Here is a 20,810-nt window from a genome sequence, read left to right on the forward strand (position 1 = left end):
CCGTTTTTTCTCAGGAAATTTTCTGTGCATCACGAACGATTGAATCACTGGCAATGATGGTCTGGGAAATCCTCGCAGGAATCGTATATGGCTCAATGGCATGGCTAGCCGATGGCGTACCAAAGTCTTTCTCGACGAGCAACTTCAGGACTTGGAGGAAGCTATAAAACAAACTGTCGAAGACGACGAAGCAAAAGTCTCTGACCTGCATGTGTGGACGATTGGTTCAAACATACACGCTGCATAGTATCTTTGGTTTCACACCGTATTGAGTCACCCACAGCGTACAGGAATCGTATTCAAGCCCAGCCTAAATCTCTGGTTCATGTAACCGTTGAGTTAAACCAGTGCAGTACCAATCATGAATCAATGCCAGAGGAACTGCCGAATCAATGCTAATCAGAGGCAAGTTTGTATTGGCTATAGAAGCTTGCTAAATTACCGTTTCGTTGGGGAGTAGCCTGCTTCCGATGCTCGGAAGAGTTCGTATCAACATACTTGGCCACATGCCATGGTGCGAACACCTCTCGGTTGGCGAGACCATCGATATATCCATGCCCAAGGTCGGGCGTGTGGTTATATCGTGGACTCAATATGCCCGACCGGAGCCCGTTTAATGAGCCCTTTTGCCCTTCTCTTGCTTGCCTTTGCGATGTCCACCGATGCCTTTGCTGCGGCGATTGGTAAAGGTGCAAGCCTTAAGCATCCCCGGTTAACCGAAGCTTTCAAAATCGGACTCATCTTCGGTTCGATTGAAGCCTTAACCCCGTTGGTCGGCTGGCTGATCGGTAAGTCTGCCTCAGGTTATGTGGAAGCCTGGGATCATTGGATTGCGTTTTCCCTTCTGATGATTCTTGGCCTGCATATGATTTCTGAGGGCATTAAGCCGGAAGAAGATGAGGTAGAAAAGCCATTAAAGCAGTCATTGCTCCGCACCTGCCTTACAGCCTTCGGGACAAGCATTGATGCCTTGGCAGTTGGTGTAGGCTTGGCACTCATCAACGTGAACATCTGGGTGGCCGCAGCTTTGATTGGCTTAGCAACCACTCTCATGGTGACCCTTGGCATCATGCTGGGGCGCGCTGTCGGAGCTGTATTAGGACATCGAGCAGAAATTTTTGGCGGCGTTACGTTAATCGCTGTGGGTGTGTGGATCTTATCTGGCCATCTGTAATATCCCCCATGGGGGTGATAGGAGTATTGTCTCCGTTGAAATCCAACCACAGACCCGACGCAGTGGGTTGATGATTCCGGCATTCACCAGAAGAAATGCGTCCAACGCTCGTCATACTGTCAGCACTGCGTCGCAGTGCCAACATTCGCTTTTGTTTGGTTTGCATGGAATAGGGGACGGTTGCAAAGCGAACATTCGGGTAGGACGATAAGCACTAGTATAGTGGCGCCCATGTACCGCAGCGAAATGGGCGTTCGGGTGTAGGACCGACGGCCCGGAACGAACTACAACAGTTGGTTATGTGGCGCGAGGCGCAAACATGATGATCGCCATTCCCACCAAAGCAACAGCTGAACCAACTAAATCCCAAACTGTTGGTCGAATCCCATCGACCACCCAAAGCCACACAATTGCCATAAAAATATACACACCGCCATACGCAGCATAGACCCTGCCAGCAGCGGTGGGGTGCAGTGAAAGCAGCCACGCAAATACCGCGAGGCTCAACGCACCTGGCACCAGGAGCCAGATGGTTTTACCTTCTCGAAGCCAGAGATAAGGCAAATAACAACCCACGATCTCTGCCAAAGCGGTGACGAGAAAAAGACCAACCGTTTTCAACTCAGGCAATGAAATTGACCTCTTGGCAGTACCCTGACTTTGCGGCGTGCCAGCGCCAGCGTAGATGCGTCCGACAACATACGATATTTAAAGCCCCACGCCATAGTACCGAAGGACAACCACCATTACTGTAGTAGCCCCCATTTAAACCGGACACCTTGGTAGAAGCAAAGGCCTAGGCATAGACCTAGTGCAAAAGCGTGTCCAAGGTGGAGGAAGTCGAAGTTATAACCGGATTGCGTCGTCGCCGGTATTCCGCGAAGGAGAAGACATTCATGGTCGCAAAGCGAACATTTGCATTGGACGATTACGCGGAGCTTTGCGGCTATTTTGGAGCAACGAATCAGAGGAAAGTGCATTAGAGCGCTGCAACGGTGAGCTTTCCGCTCACCATAGCCAGCACAGGAGACTTTGTCCCGTTCATCGCCCTCACTTGGACTTAAATACCAGTTGGCCCGTGATGTGTAAGCCGTCGAAACTCAGAACAAGCGCTCCCCGTTATCCACCTGCGCATCCGGTCTCACCAAGGTAACTGCGCCCTTCTCCGTTTGCACGCCAGTGACCAGGCACTCAGACAGAAAAGGGCCGATCTGTTTAGGCGGAAAATTGGTGACGGCCAGAATCTGCTTGCCGATGAGCTCCTCCTTGCCATAGAGGTTTGTAATCTGTGCACTCGATTTACGAACACCAATGTCCGGCCCGAAATCCACTCGCAATTTATAAGCCGGTTTGCGCGCTTCAGGAAAATCCATCACTTCAATGATGGTCCCGATCCGTAGTTCAACCTTATCGAAATCGTCCCAGGTAATCATCTCACTGCTCCTCTGACGTAGTTAGTCTGTTAACAAATCTGGCTTGGCGAACTTTCGGCTCTTCGCACGACCCGCGATCAAGGAACCAATGACGATCAGGATGCTGGCACTCAACACGGCAACTGTAGCCTCCCCGAATCCGGCAATGATCAACAGGATCACTGAAATCAGTGGCGCACTGTATGCCAGGGTTCCCAGTAACTGGATGTTTCCGTGCTTTACACCATGGTCCCAGGTGAAGAATGCTATGCCCACCGGTCCGAGGCCGAGCCCCACCACGCCAATCCATTGAAGTGCGCCTTCTGGCCACACTGTTTCCTCCCATAAAAGGTGACAAATCAACGCCAGAAAAGCCGTGACACCGCAGAACCAGCCCACCGCATCGGTCGGTACCGAGCGAACCAGTCTGCTGAGAACGGAATAGGATGACCAGATCAAAGCGCAGGACAGAGCCACCATGTAACCCGGCAGGTTCTCCCAGGAAAATCCATCGGCATTACGGCTGATCAACAACCAACAACCCGCTAGGGCAACCAGGCCCCCAACGATGTACTGACCTCGTAGTTTCTCGCCCGGCAGGAAGGCCGACAGCAGGACGATTAGCAGCGGCCATAGGTAAGCCAGAAGGCTGACTTCAACGGCCGGGGCCAGTGTCATGGCCTTGAAGTAGGCAAAGTGATACCCGAACAAACCAACGATGCCGATGCACCATGCAAGCGGCGATTGCCGTAAATAATGCACACCGGAATGTCCCGAGAAGACCCAGCGACCGCACATCAGCAGGAAAGCGATACCGAAGGTCATGGCCATAAGCTGGAACTCAGGAATCTCACCACCGGAAAGCTTGGTCAGCAATGCCAAAGTGCCCCATAACAGAACCGAAATTGACCCGATCCAGGTTGCGGCGGTAACGGATGCCATGAAACCCTCCCGAAACTCTCATGTGTGAATGATTGCAGAAGGGTATCCAGTGCGAAGGGTAGGAACTTTCAAATCCTGGCGGAACTATTTCGAAATACGGCGGAAGTGGCTGGGCGCTTTTCCAAAGTGGGCTCTGAACCTGTCGCTAAAGGCCGATAACGATGAATAGCCAACAGCGTCGGCAACTCGCTGGACGCTGAGCCCCGACTGCTCCAGAAGCCGCCAAGCTTCTTTCATTCGTAACTCTGTGAGGTATTGATGCGGCGTCATGCCGACCTGGCGCCGAAACAGATCGTTCAACTGCCGAATGCTCAGATGTGCCACGGCAGCCGCCTCAGCCAAGGACAGCGGTCGGCTGAAGTGTTCGTCCAGCAATTGTTTCGCGGCGAGGACTCTGCGGTCCAGCTTCAGCTGACTTCCATGGCGCTCCTGAAGCAACTGAATCAGCAGAAGCAGCATTTGATGCTGGGTAAAATCCGACTCAGTCCCATGTTGGAGCTGTGCGTGAAGGAACTGGACGTAATGGAGCAATGCCGGATCGAGGTCTACGAAACAAGGTAGCTTGTCTAGCGCCGGGGCCAAGCCTTCGGGGACATCTGCAACCAAAAACCGATTATCGTCGGTCGCAGCATATCCATGGCCAATTCCTGCGGGAATGATTGCCGCTCGATGCTGTGCAACCTTTCCTTCCTTGGCATCCACTGACAGAGATAACGTTCCCACCAACGGCAATACCAGTTGGTGATGGTCGTGGGAGTGGCTTTTTCCCTCGTCTTCGTAGGTTCGTATATGCAAGCCGATCTCAGAGTGTTTCATGCGACCAGTATAATCAGAAACACAGGAGAGTCATCACAGAACCACTCTTTCACCCATCTCTCATCCGTGATCCGACCGGTTCATAGTAAAAACGCGGCAAATTCACAGTCACGAAGTATCTCTTGAGCTAGCCCAAACGGTTTGTGGCTAGAATGTCCGCTTTTGTTTACGACTGAAGGAGCCTGATCGAAACCCGAAGGTGATCATCGACCGGATCTGGCAGCGTCTGCAACATTCAGCGACCAAGCCAAGTTACGCATTTAGATCTCAATACTCTCGGCTATCTCCAGAGCATCCTCGACTTCGACGCCAAGGTATCGCACGGTGCTCGACATATTCGTGTGTCCCAATAACAACTGTACAGCTCGCAGATTTTTGGTCTTCTTGTAGATCAATGTCGCTTTGCTGCGTCTCATCGAATGGGTTGCGTAGACTGAAGGATCAAGTCCAATGCTGGTTATCCACTTTTTGACGAGACGGGCATATTGATGAGTAGTGATGTGGTCAAACTTTCTCATCCGACTCGGCCACAAATAATCCATACCTGAAAGTCTGCGCAATTCGATCCACGCTTCGACCGATTCGCGCGTCTTTTTCGTTATCTCAAATTGAACAGGTTGACTGGTTTTCTGCTGAGTGACTTGCGCCCGATCCAGAACCTCTCCGTTTCTGGAAATATCTCGAACCAAGAGCTTTACCAAATCGCAGGACCGGAGCTTGCAATCAATTGCCATGTTGAACATCGCCAGCTCTCGGATGTTCTTAGCAATCTCCAACCGAATACGGATAGCCCATATTTGTTCGAGTTTGAGCGGTAGTTTCTGGCCAACGAGCTTTCCCTTGTTCCAGGGAGCTTTGCTGATAGGAAATGTCATGGTGTGGCCCTCTTCGGAGGGTTAGGGCCTTTAAGTATGGCTCAGAAAATTGTTTCCTGTTGTCCAACCTGGTCGCAAAGCGAACGTTCAGATTTTTGGAATCTGCACGCAACATATGAGGCCGTCCAGCAATAGATCCGGGCCGAACGATACCACTGAAACGACCGGCTGAAATGTTTCTGGCCGGTCGGCTTCAGTTTACGGGAGCAACCACCCGACAGATACGAAGAGCAAGATCCTCACAGGTAATCCCGGGTGGACTGGACACTCGCATAGGCAAACCCAAGAGCCGCCATAGCCGTGGCATGAACCTGTGCCGCCGGCACCTTCACGCCGTTGAACTCCAGGTCCATCGTGGCGCAAGCATCTTCCAGCACAGTGACCTTGTAGCCAAAATCTGAAGCGGCTCGGCTGGTGGCTTCGATGCACATGTGACTCATGGCACCGATCACAACCACTTCCTCAATGTCGCTGGCATCCAGCAGCTCTTTCAGGTTGGTTTTCAGGAATGAGTTGGGATAATTCTTCAGAATCACCGGCTCATCACCTTTTGGTGCCACGGATTCGTGGATGTTGATGCCGTTTGTACCCGGGGTGAATACAGGCGCATCCGGGTCCGGAAACTCATGGTGAACATGCACCAGCAGGTCTTTGTTCTGACGCGCTGTATCTATCACCTGGGCAGCCTTGGCGGCTGCCTGTTCAATGTTCACCAGAGGCAGTTTGCCGGAGGCAAAGTACTCATTCTGGATATCGACAACAATAACGGCTCGCTTGCTCATTTGACTGTTCCTCATTGGATCATTTGTTTCAGGGGTGTTCTGGTCAGAAAGAAAGAATCTCACCATCCGCCGGGATCAATACCCGCTCATCAATCCCCTCGTTCTCCACGAACTCTGCCAGCTCTTCACGGCTCAGGGTCATATGGTTCACCGCATCCATGTGCACGGCGACAATGTCCGCATCTGGTAAAGCTCGGTGCACTCGCAGGGTATCTTCTTTGCCCATGATGATCGAGTCGCCCTCAAAGCCTGTCAGTTCCGCCGCCCCGGCATTCAACACAACAACGTCCGGCTGAAAGCGCTCCAATGACTGAACCACTTCATCACGCCACACGGTATCGCCTACCACGTAAGTGGTTTCCTGCCCCTCGGCTTCAAAAACCACACCCATGATTTCACCGAGCGCCTTGGCCAGCTCGGGAATGGGTAACGATCACCGCATCGGTACCCTCAATCACATCCTCAGCGGCCATGGGCAAGCCCACCAAAGGATTACGCAGCTCACTGCGGTAAGTGTCCGGAAAGCCCGGGTAAGCTCCTTGTTCGGCCAGCATAGGATCAATCAGAAAGGTGGTCTCTCCGTATGTAACCTTGATGGTGGCATTGCGGATTTGCTGTATCTGGTGGCTGGGTTCCCGGGTATACGATTCGGCGAAAGCAGCGCCAGTAAAAACAGTCGAAGCAAGCATCAGGGCGGCAGCGAAAGTTTTGATCAACATGGTATTTATCCTCCAACAGGGTGTTCGTTGATGGAGTAAGTCTACGGAGATGTGATCACCACCAATATTGACCTGAAAGACAATGATCGAAAGAATCGGGCCAAGCAGTTATCATCGGGTTAAATGAACCACAGGAGTGACACCGTGGCGCTACCGAAAGTCGGGCTTATCCTTCACCCACAATTCAGCCCCTTCCATTTCTCTGTTCCTTACATGGTGTTCAGTATTGCCTTGCCCGACGGCCCCTTGTTCGAGTTGCTGATTATCACCCCAGACGGCAAGCCCCTCACATCCGAACGGGCCATGACCGTTCAGCCAGATGGCGGGCTGGAATTATTGGATGCGGTTGATATTGCGGTAGTACCCGGCTGGCACGATCTTAGCGAAGCCCCACCGCCGCAATTGGCGGAGGCTCTCACCCGCTGCCATGAACGGGGCGCACATGTGGTAGGCCTTTGCTACGGCACCTATGCGCTGGCCTATGCGGGTTTGCTGGATAACAAGAGAGCCTCGACCCACTGGCTGGCAGAACAGGACTTCCTCAATAGGTTTCCACAGGTGAATCTGGATACCAACGCCCTCTATGTGAAGGATGACCGGCTGGTCACGTCCGCTGGCACAGCGGCGGGACTGGATTGCTGCCTGTTTCTGGTGCGGGAGTATTACGGTGCCAGGACCGCCAATACCCTTGCCCGCCTGATGGTTGTTCCGCCGCACCGGGAAGGTGGCCAGGCTCAGTTCATTGAGCAGCCGGTCGCGATTTCCACTCAGGATGCGCATATCAACCGACTACTTGACTATCTGCGGGAACATCTGGCCGAAACACACACAATCGATGAACTGGCCGCCCGCACCGCCATGAGCCGGCGCACCTTCACCCGCCATTTCCAGAGAGCCACCGGCATGACGGTAGTGGAGTGGTTGGTGAGTGAACGACTTCGGCGAGGACGGGAACTGCTGGAGACCACATCGCTGCCTGTGGAAGCCATCTCGGAAAGAATCGGCTTCCACACAGCAACGTCATTCCGGCAGCATTTCAAGCAACGTCACCACGTAAGCCCTCGTGACTGGCGCAGGACCTTTGGAGATGTGGCCTGATAATCCAGCCACCAGTTCAGCGGGCAGGTAACAGGAGTACTGCGGGAAAGCCCGAAATACCGGTTCGGCTAGTCGAAGTGAGTGCCACAATCTCTGGAATGGCTGACGGATAATGGCAACTGCTACATTGCCAAAGAAACGCGAGTCTTCGCATCCGCTCTGGGTTTTGTGGTGTATATCACACCCGCGCGAAGCCCTCATAGTAACGGCATAGCGGAGGCTTTTGTGAAGGCGTTTAAGCGGGGCGATGTATACCTGTACGACCTTCCTGATCCAGCCACAGTGATGGCCAGATTGCCGAAATGGATCTGAGACTATAATCGCAGCCACCCGCACAAGAGTCTGAAATGCCACCGGGGAATACCGGGCTGAACTGGCAAGATGGTGCTCAGTTTAGTTGGGGCAACTACAGGCATCAGTATTATCGACCTTGTTAAAATCAGAAGGCTGGCTGCCAAGAGAATTGTCGCCAACTGGTCATCCTAATTGTCGCCGAACACCCCCCCGGCAATCGAGGGGGGCTGCGTAGGGCCGTGTGGCCCTACGCAGCGTGACCTGATTGAGTCAAGGCCGGGTTGTCATGCAGGCAGTTTGGCTGCAAGCAGTTCGACCTTCTCGATATTGGGCGGAGAACTGAGCAAGGTCTCGGCGTTGGCCATCAAGGCCTCGGCGATCTGGCCGTTCAGATGTGCTTGGCGACCTGCCTCATCGGCAAAGGCATCGAACACACCGAACGTCGAAGGGCCAAACTTCAATGCGAACCAGGCAGTGGTGCCGGACTCGGCGTTGGCGAGCGGCAGTGCGCTGGCCAGGAAGTCGGCAAGCGCAGCCTCCTGGCCGGGTTTGGCTTCGAGGCGAACAAACAGGGCGAGCTTGGTCATACTGTAATCCTTTGGGTAAATGGGTTAGGTGAATGGATCAACGAGCCTGAAGTCTAAGTCGTCATGACAGCCATCTCTATAGACAATAATGACAACTTTGATATCATTCTTGCCATGAAACTCCACATCCTTGTTTGTGATGGCGTGTTTGATCTGGGGCTTGCGGCGCTCACTGACACAGTGGGCTTGGCCAATGCGATGACAGGCTCGCTGCCACAAGCTCCCGCGCACATAGAGCTCACGCTGGTGGGCGTGCGGCGTCGCATCCGAACTGCGCAAGGCTTGACGGTCCCCGTGGTCCCTGCGCGTGGTGTGCCGGAACCAGACGTCGTGCTCGTGCCCGCGTTTGGTGACAAGATGCCTGACACGCTCTCGGCTCGGCTCACACGCCCCGACGTGCCCGATGCGGTCGCCATGCTACAGCAGTGGTCCACCGCTGGCGCGCACCTTGGTGCCGCCTGCTCCGGTAGCTTCTTGCTTGCAGAGAGCGGCCTGCTTGATGGGCATCGTGCGACGACGTCATGGTGGCTGGGGCCGATGTTTCGGCAGCGCTATCCGAACGTCACGCTGGACGAGTCACGCATGATCGTGAACTCGACACGCTTCACCACCGCGGGTGCCGCTTTGGCCCACGTCGACCTGGCCTTGCGCATCATCCGGGAGCGCAGTCCGGCGCTGGCTGCCCTGGTGGCACGCTATCTGCTGGTAGAGACACGCAGTTCGCAAGCCGAGTTCGTGATTCCCGACCACCTTGCGCATGCCGACCCGATGGTGGAGCGCTTCGAGTGCTGGGCCAGAAGTCAGCTCGCGAAGGGGTTCTCGCTGGCCGAGGCGGCCAGCGCCGCGGGCACAAGCGAGCGCACCTTGGCGCGGCGGCTGCAAAGCGTTTTGGGCAAGACACCGTTGTCGTATTTCCAGGACCTGCGCGTGGAGCATGCCGTCCATCTCTTGCGCACCGGAAACGCGAGCGTCGACCAAGTCGCCGCACAGGTCGGGTACTCGGATGGGGTGACCCTGCGGGCCCTGTTGCGCCGCAAGCTGGGTCGGGGTGTCAGGGAGTTGCGACGCGGCGGATGACCAGAGGCGTTTGGTATATGTACGGCTGGAGACCGCCGCGAAACTGACGCAGGCCAAACGGCGCATTTGGACAAACTGACAAAACTACTGCCCCACAGAATTTAACTTAACGATTCGTCCAGGAAATCCAGCAGCATCCGCACTTTTGGGGATAAATGCCGGTTATGTGGATAAATCGCCCAGATTCCATCGTCGGCTTCTTGATAATGTTCCAGCAAGTTCATAAGTTTTCCACAGGCCAATGACGGCTGAACGTAATAATCGGGAAGTTGCACGATCCCGATGCCTTTCAGGGCCGCGTCCAGCAACGCCCAACCGCTGTCGCACTTCATGTTGCCTTTAACGCGAACGTTGTAGGGCTTACCTCGGTCCTGAAAGCGCCAGTAATCCAGATTGCCTTGCAAACAATTGTGCCGGTCCAGTTCCGAAAGCGAATGCGGCACACCATAGGTGGATAAGTATTCCGGCGAGGCGCACACGTATAAGGTTCGTGACGACAACCGCTTGGCCATCATGGATGAATCTTCCAGTTTTCCCAGCCGAATCGCCAAATCGTAACCGCCACCGACCAGATCCAGCTTCTGGTTGGTCAGATTCAGCTGCACCTCCAACTCCGGGTAGCGCAGGATGAAATCGTTCACCAAGGGGGCGATCACCTTCTCGCCATAGGTCACCGGTGCGGTCAGCCGTAATTTTCCCTTGGGGATAAGTTGCAGGTTGGTCATGGCCCGCTCGGCCTCTTCCAGACCATCGAGTACCTGGCGGCAATACTGGTAGTAGGTTTGGCCGGCTTCCGTCACCGAAACCTTGCGGGTGGTGCGATACAGCAGTTTGGTCGAAAGCCGGGATTCCAGTGCGCTGACCTGCCGGCTCACCTGAGCTGTGGAAATGCCCAATCGTTTCGCCGCAGCGGTAAAACTTTCGGCTTCCGCGACCGCCACAAACTCACTGACCCCTTCCCAAATAAACATGTTCAGTTCCTTGCGTTACGACTTGGGTGAGCTTAGATACAAAATGCCGCCAGCAAACAAAATACGGTTCATTGTTACTATACAGTAAAGGTGATTTGATTAATTGGCCGATTATCTATCTTAAGAACAATAATACAATGATCCCATCAACATGGCAGAAGAACCTGCCGAAGCCCGACAAAATCTGGAGCACACAACATGACTCAGACCATCAAATCTAAAGCCGCTATCGCCTGGGGCCCGAAACAACCTCTGTCCATTGAAGAAGTGGATGTGATGCCGCCTCAAGCTGGCGAAGTACGTATCCGGGTGATCGCTAGCGGTGTGTGTCATACCGATGCGTTTACCTTGTCTGGCGAAGATCCCGAAGGCATTTTCCCGACCATTCTCGGCCACGAAGGCGGCGGTATTGTTGAGTCGGTAGGCGAAGGCGTTACAAGCCTGAAAGTGGGTGACCACGTTATTCCGCTGTACACCCCTGAGTGCGGCGAATGTAAATTCTGCACCTCTGGTAAAACCAACCTGTGCGGGAAGATTCGTGAAACCCAGGGCAAGGGCCTGATGCCAGACGGCACCACTCGTTTCTCGTTAAACGGCGAGCCGATCTATCACTACATGGGTTGCTCAACCTTCTCCGAGTACACCGTACTGCCCGAGATTTCTCTGGCAAAAGTGAACAAAGAAGCGCCATTGGAAGAAGTGTGCTTGCTCGGTTGTGGCGTAACCACCGGCATGGGTGCGGTGATGAACACCGCCAAAGTAGAAGAGGGCGCTACCGTGGCCATCTTCGGTATGGGCGGCATCGGCCTGTCGGCGGTGATTGGTGCCACCATGACTAAAGCCAGCCGCATCATTGCTATCGACATCAACGAGAGCAAATTTGAGCTGGCCCGCCAGTTGGGCGCGACCGACTGCATCAACCCGAAAGATTACGACAAGCCGATTCAGGAAGTGATCGTAGAACTGACCGACGGCGGTGTGGATTATTCCTTCGAGTGCATCGGCAACGTAGATGTAATGCGTTCAGCACTGGAATGCTGCCACAAAGGCTGGGGTGAGTCGGTGGTTATCGGTGTTGCGGGCGCCGGCCAGGAAATTTCCACGCGTCCGTTCCAGCTGGTGACCGGTCGGGTCTGGAAAGGCTCTGCCTTTGGTGGCGTGAAGGGCCGTTCCGAGCTGCCGGGCATCGTTGAGCGGTACATGCAAGGTGAATTCAAGTTGAACGATTTCATCACCCACACCATGGGACTGGAAGATATCAACAAGGCGTTTGATCTGATGCACGAAGGCAAGAGCATCCGTACCGTTATTCACTACGACAAGTAATGAAATCTGGTCGCCTGCCAGTCAGGCGGGCGACCGTTTTGTTGAGAGGTTGCAATGACTATTGAAAATCTGAGCAGTAATAAAAGTTTTGGTGGTTGGCACAAGCAGTACAGTCATCACTCCGAGACGCTGAACTGTTCGATGCGGTTTGCTATCTACCTGCCGCCGCAGGCCTCCAATGGCAAAAAGGTGCCAGCGCTGTATTGGTTGTCCGGGCTGACCTGTACCGATGAAAACTTCATGCAAAAAGCCGGTGCGCATCGCATGGCTGCCGAACTGGGTGTCGCCATTGTTGCCCCGGACACCAGCCCGCGCGGGGACGATGTCGCCGATGATGAAGGCTACGACTTGGGTAAGGGCGCCGGGTTCTATGTAAATGCGACTCAGGAACCCTGGAGCAAGCATTACCGGATGTACGATTACGTGCTCAACGAATTACCGGCACTGATTGAAGATATGTTCCCGGTGAGCGATCAGCGTTCCATCTTTGGCCACTCGATGGGCGGGCATGGTGCGTTGGTGCTGGCACTGCGCAACCCGGAGCGTTTCCAGTCCGTCTCGGCGTTCAGCCCGATCAGTAACCCGGTCAATTGCCCGTGGGGTAAGAAGGCCTTTGGCGCTTACCTCGGTAAAGACACCGCCAGCTGGGCTGAGTACGACGCCAGCTTGCTGATGCAAAAGGCGAGCAAGTTTGTGCCGGCGTTGGTGGACCAAGGCGAAGCGGACAACTTCCTGACCGAGCAGTTGAAGCCGGAAATGCTGGAAGCCGCTGCCAAACAAAGTGGCTATCCGCTGGAACTGAACCGGCATGAAGGGTACGACCACAGCTACTACTTCATCGCCAGTTTTATTGAGGAGCACCTTCGCTTCCATGCGAAGTATCTAATCGGCTGATAAATTTACCCTCCCCCTAAAGTTTTTTGGGGGAGGGTATAAAAAATGCTTTTATATATTTTTAAATTAAATACGAATTAAAAAAATAAATTTATTGTTCACTGTAATAAGCAGAAATATCAGCAATATCCTCATCAGACAAATTCACCGCCTGGGGTGTCATTACTGCTGACATTCCACCCGGCGCGCAAGCTCCAGTTTGACCCTGGACAAAGTTTTGCTGGCAATGCCGTAATAGCGCCCCTCCAAATGAAGGACTCTCCGATCCTAACCCGGATTTCTCATAGTGCTCCAACAACCTTCGCAGACCAAGCCTGGTAGTGCCAGATCCGAGTGGTCATGGTCGAAGTTGGCGATTATTTAGCCAGTTTCCGGCATTCAGGCACAACTCCCCCTTTCCCCCATTGGTATCGGGCCGGGGGAGCCCGGGCTTCTATCCCGGAACCAGACGGCGTACCAGGTCAGAGAGTTCGTCTTTGTAAGGATAGGCATCACTCATCAACACCCGTATGCGCCGAGTGTTGCGAATGATGACCGCGCCCACCTTGATCAGCTTCAGCCGCAGGTTACTGGCGCTCATGCGCTCGAAGGGCGTTTTCTTCAGGTGAGCGCGTAATCGCTCGAACAACGTGTAGGCAAAGCCCGACAGAAGCAGCCGCCACTGATTGGTCCACCACCGCGTGCTGGAGGTGCGATCTGCGAACAGACACAACTGCTGATCCTTGATCCGGTTTTCCATGTCACCCCGGGCACAGTATTGCTCGTAGTAGAGTTTAACGCCGTCGTCGTAACGGGAGCTGATAATGAACCTGGGGTTGGCACCCAGTTCGCCCTCCTCCAGACGCGCGATCACCCAGCGGGGGTGTTTCCAGGTTCGGGCCTGGTACTGGAACCGGTAGGTGGCGCAGACTTTTTCACCCAGTTCGTTGTGAGCCTTGCGAACCAACATCGAGGGTACGTCTACCTCCTTGAGCAGCCGGCTGTTCTTGCTGAGGCCCACCAGATAGTCCACGTTGTTCCGGTCGCACCAGCTCAGCAATCGGGGACGGTAAAAGCCGCTGTCACCCCGGAACACGATGCGGGTATTCGTCCAGTACTGCCGAATGAACTTCACCAGCAAGGCCAGAATGGCCCAGCTGTGGCGGCTGTCGCTTCGGTTGCTGGTGCGCAGGTAGCTCACCAGCAGATGGCGACCGCAGAACACGTACAGTGGGAAGTAACAATGGTGATTGTAGTAGGCGTTAAAGAACTTGCCGGGCTGGTCGCCATGCACCGGAACGTCGGTGCCATCAAAATCCAGCACAATTTCCTTGGGTGGAGTCTCGTGCTGTTCAATGAAGTGATGCCACAGCAGTTCGTGGGCCTTGACCACGGCCTGCCGGTCTACGCGCTGTTCCATGCGGCACAAGGTCGATTTGCCCGCCAGAATGGCCTCTTCACCGGTCGCGGTCTGAAGTGCCTGGCCAGCGCGTAACGTTTCGTGATCGTTTAGATCTTCGTACCCGGCAGCCACGCCAAAGACCCGTTGCCGGATCATGGTTTGAAGCTTGTGGCGAAGCACCGGATTACGGGCATCGTCCAGCACCGTAGCCAGGCGCTGAGTGAGCTGGTGTTGATTGTCGACTTCCCGAAGCAAAAGCAGTCCGGCATCGGAGGTGATGTGACCACCGGAGAAATCGGCTTCAATTTGACGGCGAGAGAGTGGCGAGAAGGTCAGTTTTTCAGGTACCATTTTGGAAGCGGCTGTTGGTGCTTGGTGGATTGGTTAGGCTCTTGAAATCATAGCACTTTCAGCCGCTTTCTTTTATCCCGTCATGAGAAATCCAGGTTAGCCCGGCAATACTAGAAGCGAATGATATGCGTATTCATTGATGAAGCGAGCGCACTACCTGTTGATGAACGGGCGCACGTCATCGAATCCCTGCAAGGACCCCCTGCCCCATGCCCTTCCCCATTGAACAGAAACTGGTCATCGCTGTCGCCTCCAGTGCGCTGTTTGACCTGACCGAGTCGGACCGGGTGTTCCAGGAAGAAGGCGCCGTCGCCTACCGGGATTACCAGGAGGCGCACCTGGACCAGCCGCTGGAGAAGGGTGTGGCGTTTCCGTTTGTTCGGCGGTTTCTGAACATCAACAAGCGCTTCCCGGAAAAAAGCCCGGTGGAGGTAGTGCTCCTGTCGCGCAATTCCGCCATTACCGGCAAGCGGGTGTTCCGGTCTATCGCCCACCACGGCCTGGACATCAGCCGGGCGGCCTTCCTGGAGGGCAAGTCGCCCTACCCTTATATCCCCGCCTTTAATGCCTCGCTGTTCCTGTCGTCCAACGAACAGGATGTGCAGAAGGCGATCGACTATGAATACCCGGCGGGAACCGTGCTGCCCTCCCAAGTGGTCGACGAGGAAGACGATGTGGAGTTGCGCATCGCCTTCGATTTCGACGGAGTCATCGCCGATGATGCCTCAGAGCGGGTCTACAAGAGCCAGGAACTGGAAGCCTTCCACGAACACGAAACCTCCCGGGCCGACGTCCCCCATAGTCCAGGCCCGCTGGCCGACCTGTTCCGCAAGCTGTCCCTACTGCAGCAACTGGAAGACGAGGCCAGCAACGCTGACCCGGACTACCAGCGCATCCTGCGTACCGCCATCGTCACCGCCCGCAGCGCCCCGGCCCACGAGCGGGTCATCACTACCCTGGAGCACTGGGGCGTCGACGCCAACGAGGTGTTCTTCCTCGGCGGCATGACCAAGGACCGTATCCTGAGCGTGCTTCGCCCCCACATGTTCTTCGACGACCAGCAAAGCCACCTGCAATCCGCCGGTGGCAATATCCCGATGGTGCATATTCCGTTCGGAGTGGCGAACGTTATCTGAGAGTTAGTATCCCGTCTGGCTACTTGGTCCACGCCCGGCCCCGGTGCACATTTCCCATAGTGCGCCATTGTCGGACATTGTCCGGTGGTGACAATGCCTGACAAAGCCTCACTATTTCAGCCAACCCGCTGTATAACCGTCACTTTCTTGATGTGGCATACAACCTGCTGATACCGGACCAGATACCTGACCGGAGCATCACTATGGGCGCAACGATTTCCCTCGACTACATCACCCACCGTTTCAGCCGCGGGGCGGCACCAACCCTGGAGAAGATCGAAAACCGGATCGAACCCGGTGAGATGGTCGCGCTGATTGGCCGCAGTGGCTGTGGCAAGTCCACCCTGCTGCACATGCTGGCCGGCCTGCTGATTCCCTCCGAAGGCTGCGTCCGCGTCAACGGCCACCAGGTTTCCCGGCCCAGCGCCAAGTGGAACATGATGTTCCAGAAGGCTTCGCTCTACCCGTGGATGAGCGTGCGGGAGAACGCGGCGCTTGGTCTGCTGTTCTCCGGCATGGCCAAGACCGAAGCCTTCAGCCGGGTGGACGAACTGCTGGAGATGCTGGGCCTCCATGACAAGCGGGACGTCAATGTGCAGAGCCTCTCCGGGGGACAGCAACAGCGCGTTGCACTGGCACGCTCGCTGGCAACCGATCCGGAAATCCTGCTGCTGGACGAGCCCTTTTCCGCACTGGACGCTTTCACCCGCACCGCCCTGCAGGAAGAGGTTCCCGCAATCTGCCGCGACCTGGACATCACCATGGTCATCGTTACCCACGACATCGATGAGGCCATCGCCATGGCGGATCGCGTCATGATCATGTCCCAGAACCCCGGCCGCATCGTGGGCGAGCTGGATGTGGAATTACCCTGGCCCCGCCGCCACATGGACGCGGGCTTCCAGTCCCTGCGCGACCAGCTGATGACCCAGTTCAAGGATACCGATGACGGACTGGCCGGCCGCAAGGCCATCACTGAAACCACCGATGACGACGCCGAAAACGCCGCCTGAGACTCTGCCTGAATCATTGAGGTCCTGACCATGAAGAAGCCAAGAAGCAAGCAAAGCAATATCCCCGCCGATGAGTTGGCCTATCTGCAAAAACACGAGATGAGCCGGCGTGACTTCCTGCTGGACAGTATGGCCGCCGGCGGCCTGGCGGCCGGGTTCGGCCTGACCGCCAGCGCCTCCGCCTGGGGCAGCATGCAGGCGCCTGAGGACGAAGTGGTGCGTATCGGTTACCTGCCGATTACCGACGCCACGGTTCTGCTGGTCGCCCATGCCATGGGCTATTTCGAGGATGAAGGCCTGAAAACCGAGCCGCCGACCCTGATCCGGGGCTGGTCACCGCTGGTGGAAGGCTTTGCCGCCGCCAAGTTCAACCTGGTGCACCTGCTCAAGCCGATCCCCGTCTGGATGCGCTACAACAACGGTTTCCCGGTCAAGATCATGGCCTGGGCCCACCTGAACGGCTCCGGGCTGGTGGTGGGTCGACACACGAATGTGGAGAGCTTTGCCGAACTGGGTGGCAAGCAGATCGCCGTGCCTTACTGGTACTCCATGCACAACATTGTGCTGCAGATGGGCCTGCGCCACGCTGGCCTGACGCCAGTGATTAAATCCCAGGGGGACACGCTGGCACCCAACGAAGTCAACCTGCAGATCATGCCCCCACCGGACATGCCCCCGGCCCTGGCCGCGCGCAAGATCGACGCGTTTATCGTGGCTGAGCCCTTCAACGCCGTTGGCGAGATGCTGGCCGGTGGCAAGATGCTGCGCTTCACCGGCGACATGTGGAAAAACCACCCCTGCTGCGTGGTCTGCATGAATGAGAACCAGGTGAACGCCAACCCGGAGTGGAGTCAGAAAGTGATGAACGCCATCGTCCGGGCGCAGATCTATTCGCAGCAGAACAAGGCGGAAGTAGCCCGCATGCTGTCGAAGGATGGTAAGGGCTACCTGCCCATGAAAGCTGACATTGTCGAGCGGGCCATGACCCTTTACGACGAGGACAGCTACGCCACACCGGACGCCATCCAGAACCCGCAATGGGGCAGCGGACGGATCGACTTCCAGCCCTGGCCCTACCCCTCCGCCACCCGGCTGATCGTCAATGAACTGAAAAACACACTGGTGGGTGGCGATACCACCTTCCTGCAAGACCTGGACGCGGACTTTGTTGCCGACGACCTGGTGGATTACCGCTTTGTGAAAGCCGCGATGGAAAAGCACACCGGCTGGCAGCAGGGCCCCGGGTTTAACGCCGATAACCCGTTCGAACGGGAGGAGGCCATCAAGCTATGAGTACTCAGACAACACAGGCACTCAGCGGTGCCAACGGGGCGCAGGTCAACCTCGCCCCTGTCATCAGCTGGCTGGCCGCGCTTCGCTATCCGGCCATTGGCATTACAACGCTCCTCGCCCTGTGGTGGCTGGGGGGCTACGTAGTCGCCAATGACCCGGACATGTGGGCCTTCGCCAACTTCGCCCCGGCGCCTACCTTCAGCGCCCTTTACGACCTGGTGGCCAGTGGTGACATCTGGCCCACCATCGTCTCAAGCCTGTACCGGGTCCTGATCGGCCTGTTCTGGGGCGTGGTTATCGGCGTCCCCGTAGGGGTGCTGATCGGCTACGTCGGCACCGCGATGAAGATCGCCAACGTGCCGTTCCAGTTCCTGCGCATGATCAGCCCCCTGGCCTGGATGCCGATTGCAGTGCTGGCCTTTGCCACCTGGGACGCTGCGATCATCTTCCTGCTGGTGATGGCCACCGTATGGCCGATCATGTTCTCCACCGCCCACGGCGTGCGCCGCATCGACCCGAACTGGTTCAAGGTGGCGAAGAACCTCGGCGCCTCCGGCCCGCAGATGCTGCGACGGATCATCCTTCCAGCGATCATGACCGATGTCATGGCCGGCATCCGGCTTGCCGTGGGCGTGGCCTGGGTGGTGCTGGTGCCCGCGGAATACCTGGGGGTTACCAGCGGTCTGGGTTACGCCATCAATGATGCCCGGGACACCCTGGCCTACGACACACTGGCAGCGATTGTCCTTGTCATCGGCCTCATAGGCTACGGGCTGGACACGATTTGCGGCCTGCTCATAAAGCGCTTCAACTGGCATGTCGAATAACCAGCGCCCGGATTCCCGTACCTGCAACAAGCCTGCTCCCTGAGCGGGCTTTTGTCGTTGCCCAGCCAGGAGAATGAACACCATGGACACGCAGCCGATTTCGTCCGTGACCACCAACGCGCCCATTGACACCGGCGCTGCCGACCTCACCGTGGTGCAGGAGGCCGCCCGGCTGATCGGTCAGTCCGCCACACCCGGGGTGGCCATCACCGGTACCCTGCGCCTGATGTCCCAGATGCTGGGACTCAACCGGGGCCGGGTGCTGCTGCCATCGGATGAGGACGGCCTGCTTGCGATTCGCTACAGCTACGGACTGACCGATCAGGAGCGTAAACGGGGCCTCTACAGTTTCGAGGAAGGGGTCACCGGGAAGGTCATGAAAACCGGGCAGCAGGCGGTGGTGCAGGACGTGGACCAGGAACCCGGCTTCCTGTTCCGGACCGTGGACCGGGCGACCCTGCCGGAAGGCATTGTCTCCTACCTGGCGGTGCCCATCATGGAGGGCAATCTCACGGTTGGTGTGCTGGCGGCACACCGGCTGCGCATGCGGCCCAGGGCCATCAATGCCGACCTGGTGATCCTGCGCATCCTGGCCACTTTTATCGCCCAGATCATCAAGATCAACACCCTGATCGAAGAGCGTACCAGCCACCTGCGGGAAGAAAACCAGGAACTGAAGGTGGCCCTGGAGCAGCAACAGAACAACCACGGCATCCTGGGGGAAAGCGCCGCCGTCAAGGATGCCCTGCTGCAGATTACCCGGGTAGCCGATACCCCGGTCACGGTGCTGTTGACCGGTGAGTCCGGCACCGGCAAGGAGCGGTTCTCCCAGATTCTCCACCTCAACAGCAAACGCTGTGACCAGCCCTTCCTGGCCATCAACTGCGCCGCCATTCCCGAGCAGCTGCTGGAGTCCGAGCTGTTCGGTCATGAAAAAGGTGCCTTCACCGGCGCGACCGCCACCAAGCCAGGCAAGATCGAACTGGCCAACGGTGGCACCCTGTTCCTGGACGAGATCGGTGACCTGAACATGGAACTGCAGTCCAAGCTGCTGCGGGTGCTGGAAGGCCAGGTTATCCAGCGGGTCGGTGGTACCCGGGATGTACCGGTGGATGTGCGCATTGTCACCGCAACCCACAAGAACCTGCAGGAGGCCGTCAACCAGGGCACTTTCCGCCTGGATCTCTTCTATCGCCTGAATGTGTTCCCGGTCCACCTGCCGCCGCTGCGGGAACGGGACGGTGATGTTCGCATTCTGGCCCGGCACTTCCTGCTCAGCGCCAATCGCGAGTACGGCCGCTACACCCTGTTTGGGCGGGGTGTGTTGGAGCGACTGGAGAGCTATAACTGGCCCGGCAATATCCGCCAGCTGGAAAACGTGATCAAGCGGGCGGTACTGATTGCGCTGGACGGCAACATCAGCGTCAGCGACATCGAGAGCATCCTGCGCCAGGAATCGGTGATCAACAAGCACCTGGAGGCGGGCCAGGCGGCTGTATCAAATTACCCGCGCGCCGCGGAACCTGCTGCCACGACCCGCATCACGGAACCGGGCCTTGTAGCCCCTGTTGCCGCCTCTTCCCGTCCGTATCGTTGGGTCCGGGAGGATGAAGAGGAACAATTGCTGAACGCCCTTCAACAGACCGGCGGCAACAAGACGCGAGCAGCGGCATTACTGGGCATGAGCGCCCGCCAATTCCGCTACCGGCTGGACAAGCTTGAACTGACCAATGCGCCCTGACCACCAACCGACATTGTCGGACATTGTCATCAGGACAATGTCCGACACTTCCCGCCTCACTCCTTTCTACCGCCACACCGAAAACCATAAGCATCTGTTTT

At 56.4% G+C, this 20,810-nt stretch carries 19 protein-coding genes, 2 pseudogenes and 1 riboswitch; of the genes and pseudogenes, 11 read left to right on the forward strand and 10 right to left on the reverse strand.

From position 1 onward, the window contains the following. The first annotated feature begins 439 nt into the window (after positions 1 to 439). Positions 440 to 578: riboswitch (yybP-ykoY riboswitch) on the forward strand. A gap of 38 nt (positions 579 to 616) precedes the next feature. Next, positions 617 to 1,174, forward strand: a complete 558-nt coding sequence (locus QUE75_RS20320; RefSeq protein ID WP_058091418.1) for a manganese efflux pump MntP — start codon at positions 617 to 619, stop codon at positions 1,172 to 1,174. Positions 1,175 to 1,471: 297 nt separating this feature from the next. Here QUE75_RS20320 and QUE75_RS20325 read toward each other — a convergent pair whose 3' ends face one another. The 7 genes and pseudogenes from QUE75_RS20325 to QUE75_RS20355 all read right to left on the reverse strand — a co-directional run bounded on the left by QUE75_RS20325 (position 1,472) and on the right by QUE75_RS20355 (position 6,720). Next, a complete protein-coding gene (locus tag QUE75_RS20325) occupies positions 1,472 to 1,804 on the reverse strand; it encodes a YnfA family protein (protein ID WP_058091419.1) in 333 nt (110 codons plus the stop codon). A 470-nt stretch (positions 1,805 to 2,274) separates the two neighbouring features. Then, positions 2,275 to 2,607 carry a tRNA-binding protein gene (locus tag QUE75_RS20330; protein WP_286255845.1) on the reverse strand — a complete coding sequence of 111 codons (333 nt, stop codon included), beginning with the start codon at positions 2,605 to 2,607 and terminating at the stop codon, positions 2,275 to 2,277. A gap of 21 nt (positions 2,608 to 2,628) precedes the next feature. After that, positions 2,629 to 3,528, reverse strand: coding sequence for an aromatic amino acid exporter YddG (gene yddG / locus QUE75_RS20335; protein WP_286255847.1), 900 nt, complete (start codon positions 3,526 to 3,528; stop codon positions 2,629 to 2,631). 84 nt (positions 3,529 to 3,612) lie between these two features. Continuing rightward, positions 3,613 to 4,344, reverse strand: a complete 732-nt coding sequence (locus QUE75_RS20340; RefSeq protein ID WP_022991569.1) for an AraC family transcriptional regulator — start codon at positions 4,342 to 4,344, stop codon at positions 3,613 to 3,615. 260 nt (positions 4,345 to 4,604) lie between these two features. Then, positions 4,605 to 5,219 (reverse strand): tyrosine-type recombinase/integrase, encoded by a 615-nt coding sequence (locus QUE75_RS20345; RefSeq protein WP_286255851.1) that lies wholly within the window; start codon positions 5,217 to 5,219, stop codon positions 4,605 to 4,607. Positions 5,220 to 5,458: 239 nt separating this feature from the next. Further along, positions 5,459 to 6,001 (reverse strand): cysteine hydrolase family protein, encoded by a 543-nt coding sequence (locus tag QUE75_RS20350; RefSeq protein WP_008175532.1) that lies wholly within the window; start codon positions 5,999 to 6,001, stop codon positions 5,459 to 5,461. Between the two features lie 43 nt (positions 6,002 to 6,044). Further along, positions 6,045 to 6,720 (reverse strand): annotated as a pseudogene (locus tag QUE75_RS20355) (MBL fold metallo-hydrolase). Between the two features lie 144 nt (positions 6,721 to 6,864). Here QUE75_RS20355 and QUE75_RS20360 point away from each other — a divergent pair. After that, a complete protein-coding gene (locus QUE75_RS20360; protein ID WP_286255855.1) occupies positions 6,865 to 7,818 on the forward strand; it encodes a GlxA family transcriptional regulator in 954 nt (317 codons plus the stop codon). 81 nt (positions 7,819 to 7,899) lie between these two features. Continuing rightward, positions 7,900 to 8,127: pseudogene (locus QUE75_RS20630) on the forward strand (IS3 family transposase); the annotation flags it as partial. A 269-nt stretch (positions 8,128 to 8,396) separates the two neighbouring features. Here QUE75_RS20630 and QUE75_RS20370 read toward each other — a convergent pair. Beyond that, entirely contained in the window at positions 8,397 to 8,699 is a 303-nt protein-coding gene (locus QUE75_RS20370) for a putative quinol monooxygenase (protein WP_008175538.1), read from the reverse strand. Between the two features lie 63 nt (positions 8,700 to 8,762). On the opposite strand from QUE75_RS20370, the gene QUE75_RS20375 reads away from it, so the two are divergent. Continuing rightward, a complete protein-coding gene (locus QUE75_RS20375) occupies positions 8,763 to 9,776 on the forward strand; it encodes a GlxA family transcriptional regulator (RefSeq protein WP_286255856.1) in 1,014 nt (337 codons plus the stop codon). A gap of 101 nt (positions 9,777 to 9,877) precedes the next feature. On the opposite strand, the gene QUE75_RS20380 is transcribed toward QUE75_RS20375, so the two are convergent. Continuing rightward, complete coding sequence (locus QUE75_RS20380; RefSeq protein ID WP_123634556.1) at positions 9,878 to 10,747, reverse strand: LysR substrate-binding domain-containing protein; 870 nt, start codon at positions 10,745 to 10,747, stop codon at positions 9,878 to 9,880. A gap of 198 nt (positions 10,748 to 10,945) precedes the next feature. Between QUE75_RS20380 and QUE75_RS20385 the strand changes: the two genes are divergently transcribed. Then, a complete protein-coding gene (locus QUE75_RS20385) occupies positions 10,946 to 12,073 on the forward strand; it encodes an S-(hydroxymethyl)glutathione dehydrogenase/class III alcohol dehydrogenase (protein WP_286255862.1) in 1,128 nt (375 codons plus the stop codon). 54 nt (positions 12,074 to 12,127) lie between these two features. Continuing rightward, positions 12,128 to 12,967, forward strand: a complete 840-nt coding sequence (gene fghA / locus QUE75_RS20390; RefSeq protein WP_286255863.1) for an S-formylglutathione hydrolase — start codon at positions 12,128 to 12,130, stop codon at positions 12,965 to 12,967. A gap of 433 nt (positions 12,968 to 13,400) precedes the next feature. On the opposite strand, the gene QUE75_RS20395 is transcribed toward fghA, so the two are convergent. Further along, positions 13,401 to 14,699 (reverse strand): IS1380 family transposase, encoded by a 1,299-nt coding sequence (locus QUE75_RS20395; RefSeq protein WP_286255865.1) that lies wholly within the window; start codon positions 14,697 to 14,699, stop codon positions 13,401 to 13,403. A gap of 209 nt (positions 14,700 to 14,908) precedes the next feature. Here QUE75_RS20395 and QUE75_RS20400 point away from each other — a divergent pair, with 209 nt between their 5' ends. The 5 genes from QUE75_RS20400 to QUE75_RS20420 all read left to right on the forward strand — a co-directional run bounded on the left by QUE75_RS20400 (position 14,909) and on the right by QUE75_RS20420 (position 20,709). Beyond that, on the forward strand, positions 14,909 to 15,835 hold the full coding sequence (locus tag QUE75_RS20400; RefSeq protein WP_286255867.1) for a 5'-nucleotidase: 927 nt from the start codon (positions 14,909 to 14,911) through the stop codon (positions 15,833 to 15,835). A gap of 203 nt (positions 15,836 to 16,038) precedes the next feature. Beyond that, on the forward strand, positions 16,039 to 16,848 hold the full coding sequence (locus QUE75_RS20405; RefSeq protein ID WP_091848631.1) for an ABC transporter ATP-binding protein: 810 nt from the start codon (positions 16,039 to 16,041) through the stop codon (positions 16,846 to 16,848). 30 nt (positions 16,849 to 16,878) lie between these two features. Continuing rightward, entirely contained in the window at positions 16,879 to 18,141 is a 1,263-nt protein-coding gene (locus QUE75_RS20410; RefSeq protein WP_218144751.1) for an ABC transporter substrate-binding protein, read from the forward strand. Continuing rightward, positions 18,138 to 18,968: an ABC transporter permease gene (locus QUE75_RS20415; RefSeq protein ID WP_091848632.1), complete on the forward strand. Its 831-nt coding sequence runs from the start codon at positions 18,138 to 18,140 to the stop codon at positions 18,966 to 18,968. The genes QUE75_RS20410 and QUE75_RS20415 overlap by 4 nt, the downstream gene beginning before the upstream one ends. An 82-nt stretch (positions 18,969 to 19,050) precedes the next feature. Beyond that, positions 19,051 to 20,709, forward strand: coding sequence for a sigma 54-interacting transcriptional regulator (locus QUE75_RS20420; protein WP_264994225.1), 1,659 nt, complete (start codon positions 19,051 to 19,053; stop codon positions 20,707 to 20,709). The last annotated feature ends 101 nt before the right edge of the window (positions 20,710 to 20,810 follow it).

Origin of the sequence: Marinobacter shengliensis, assembly GCF_030297115.1 — a bacterium.
GTDB lineage: Bacteria > Pseudomonadota > Gammaproteobacteria > Pseudomonadales > Oleiphilaceae > Marinobacter > Marinobacter shengliensis.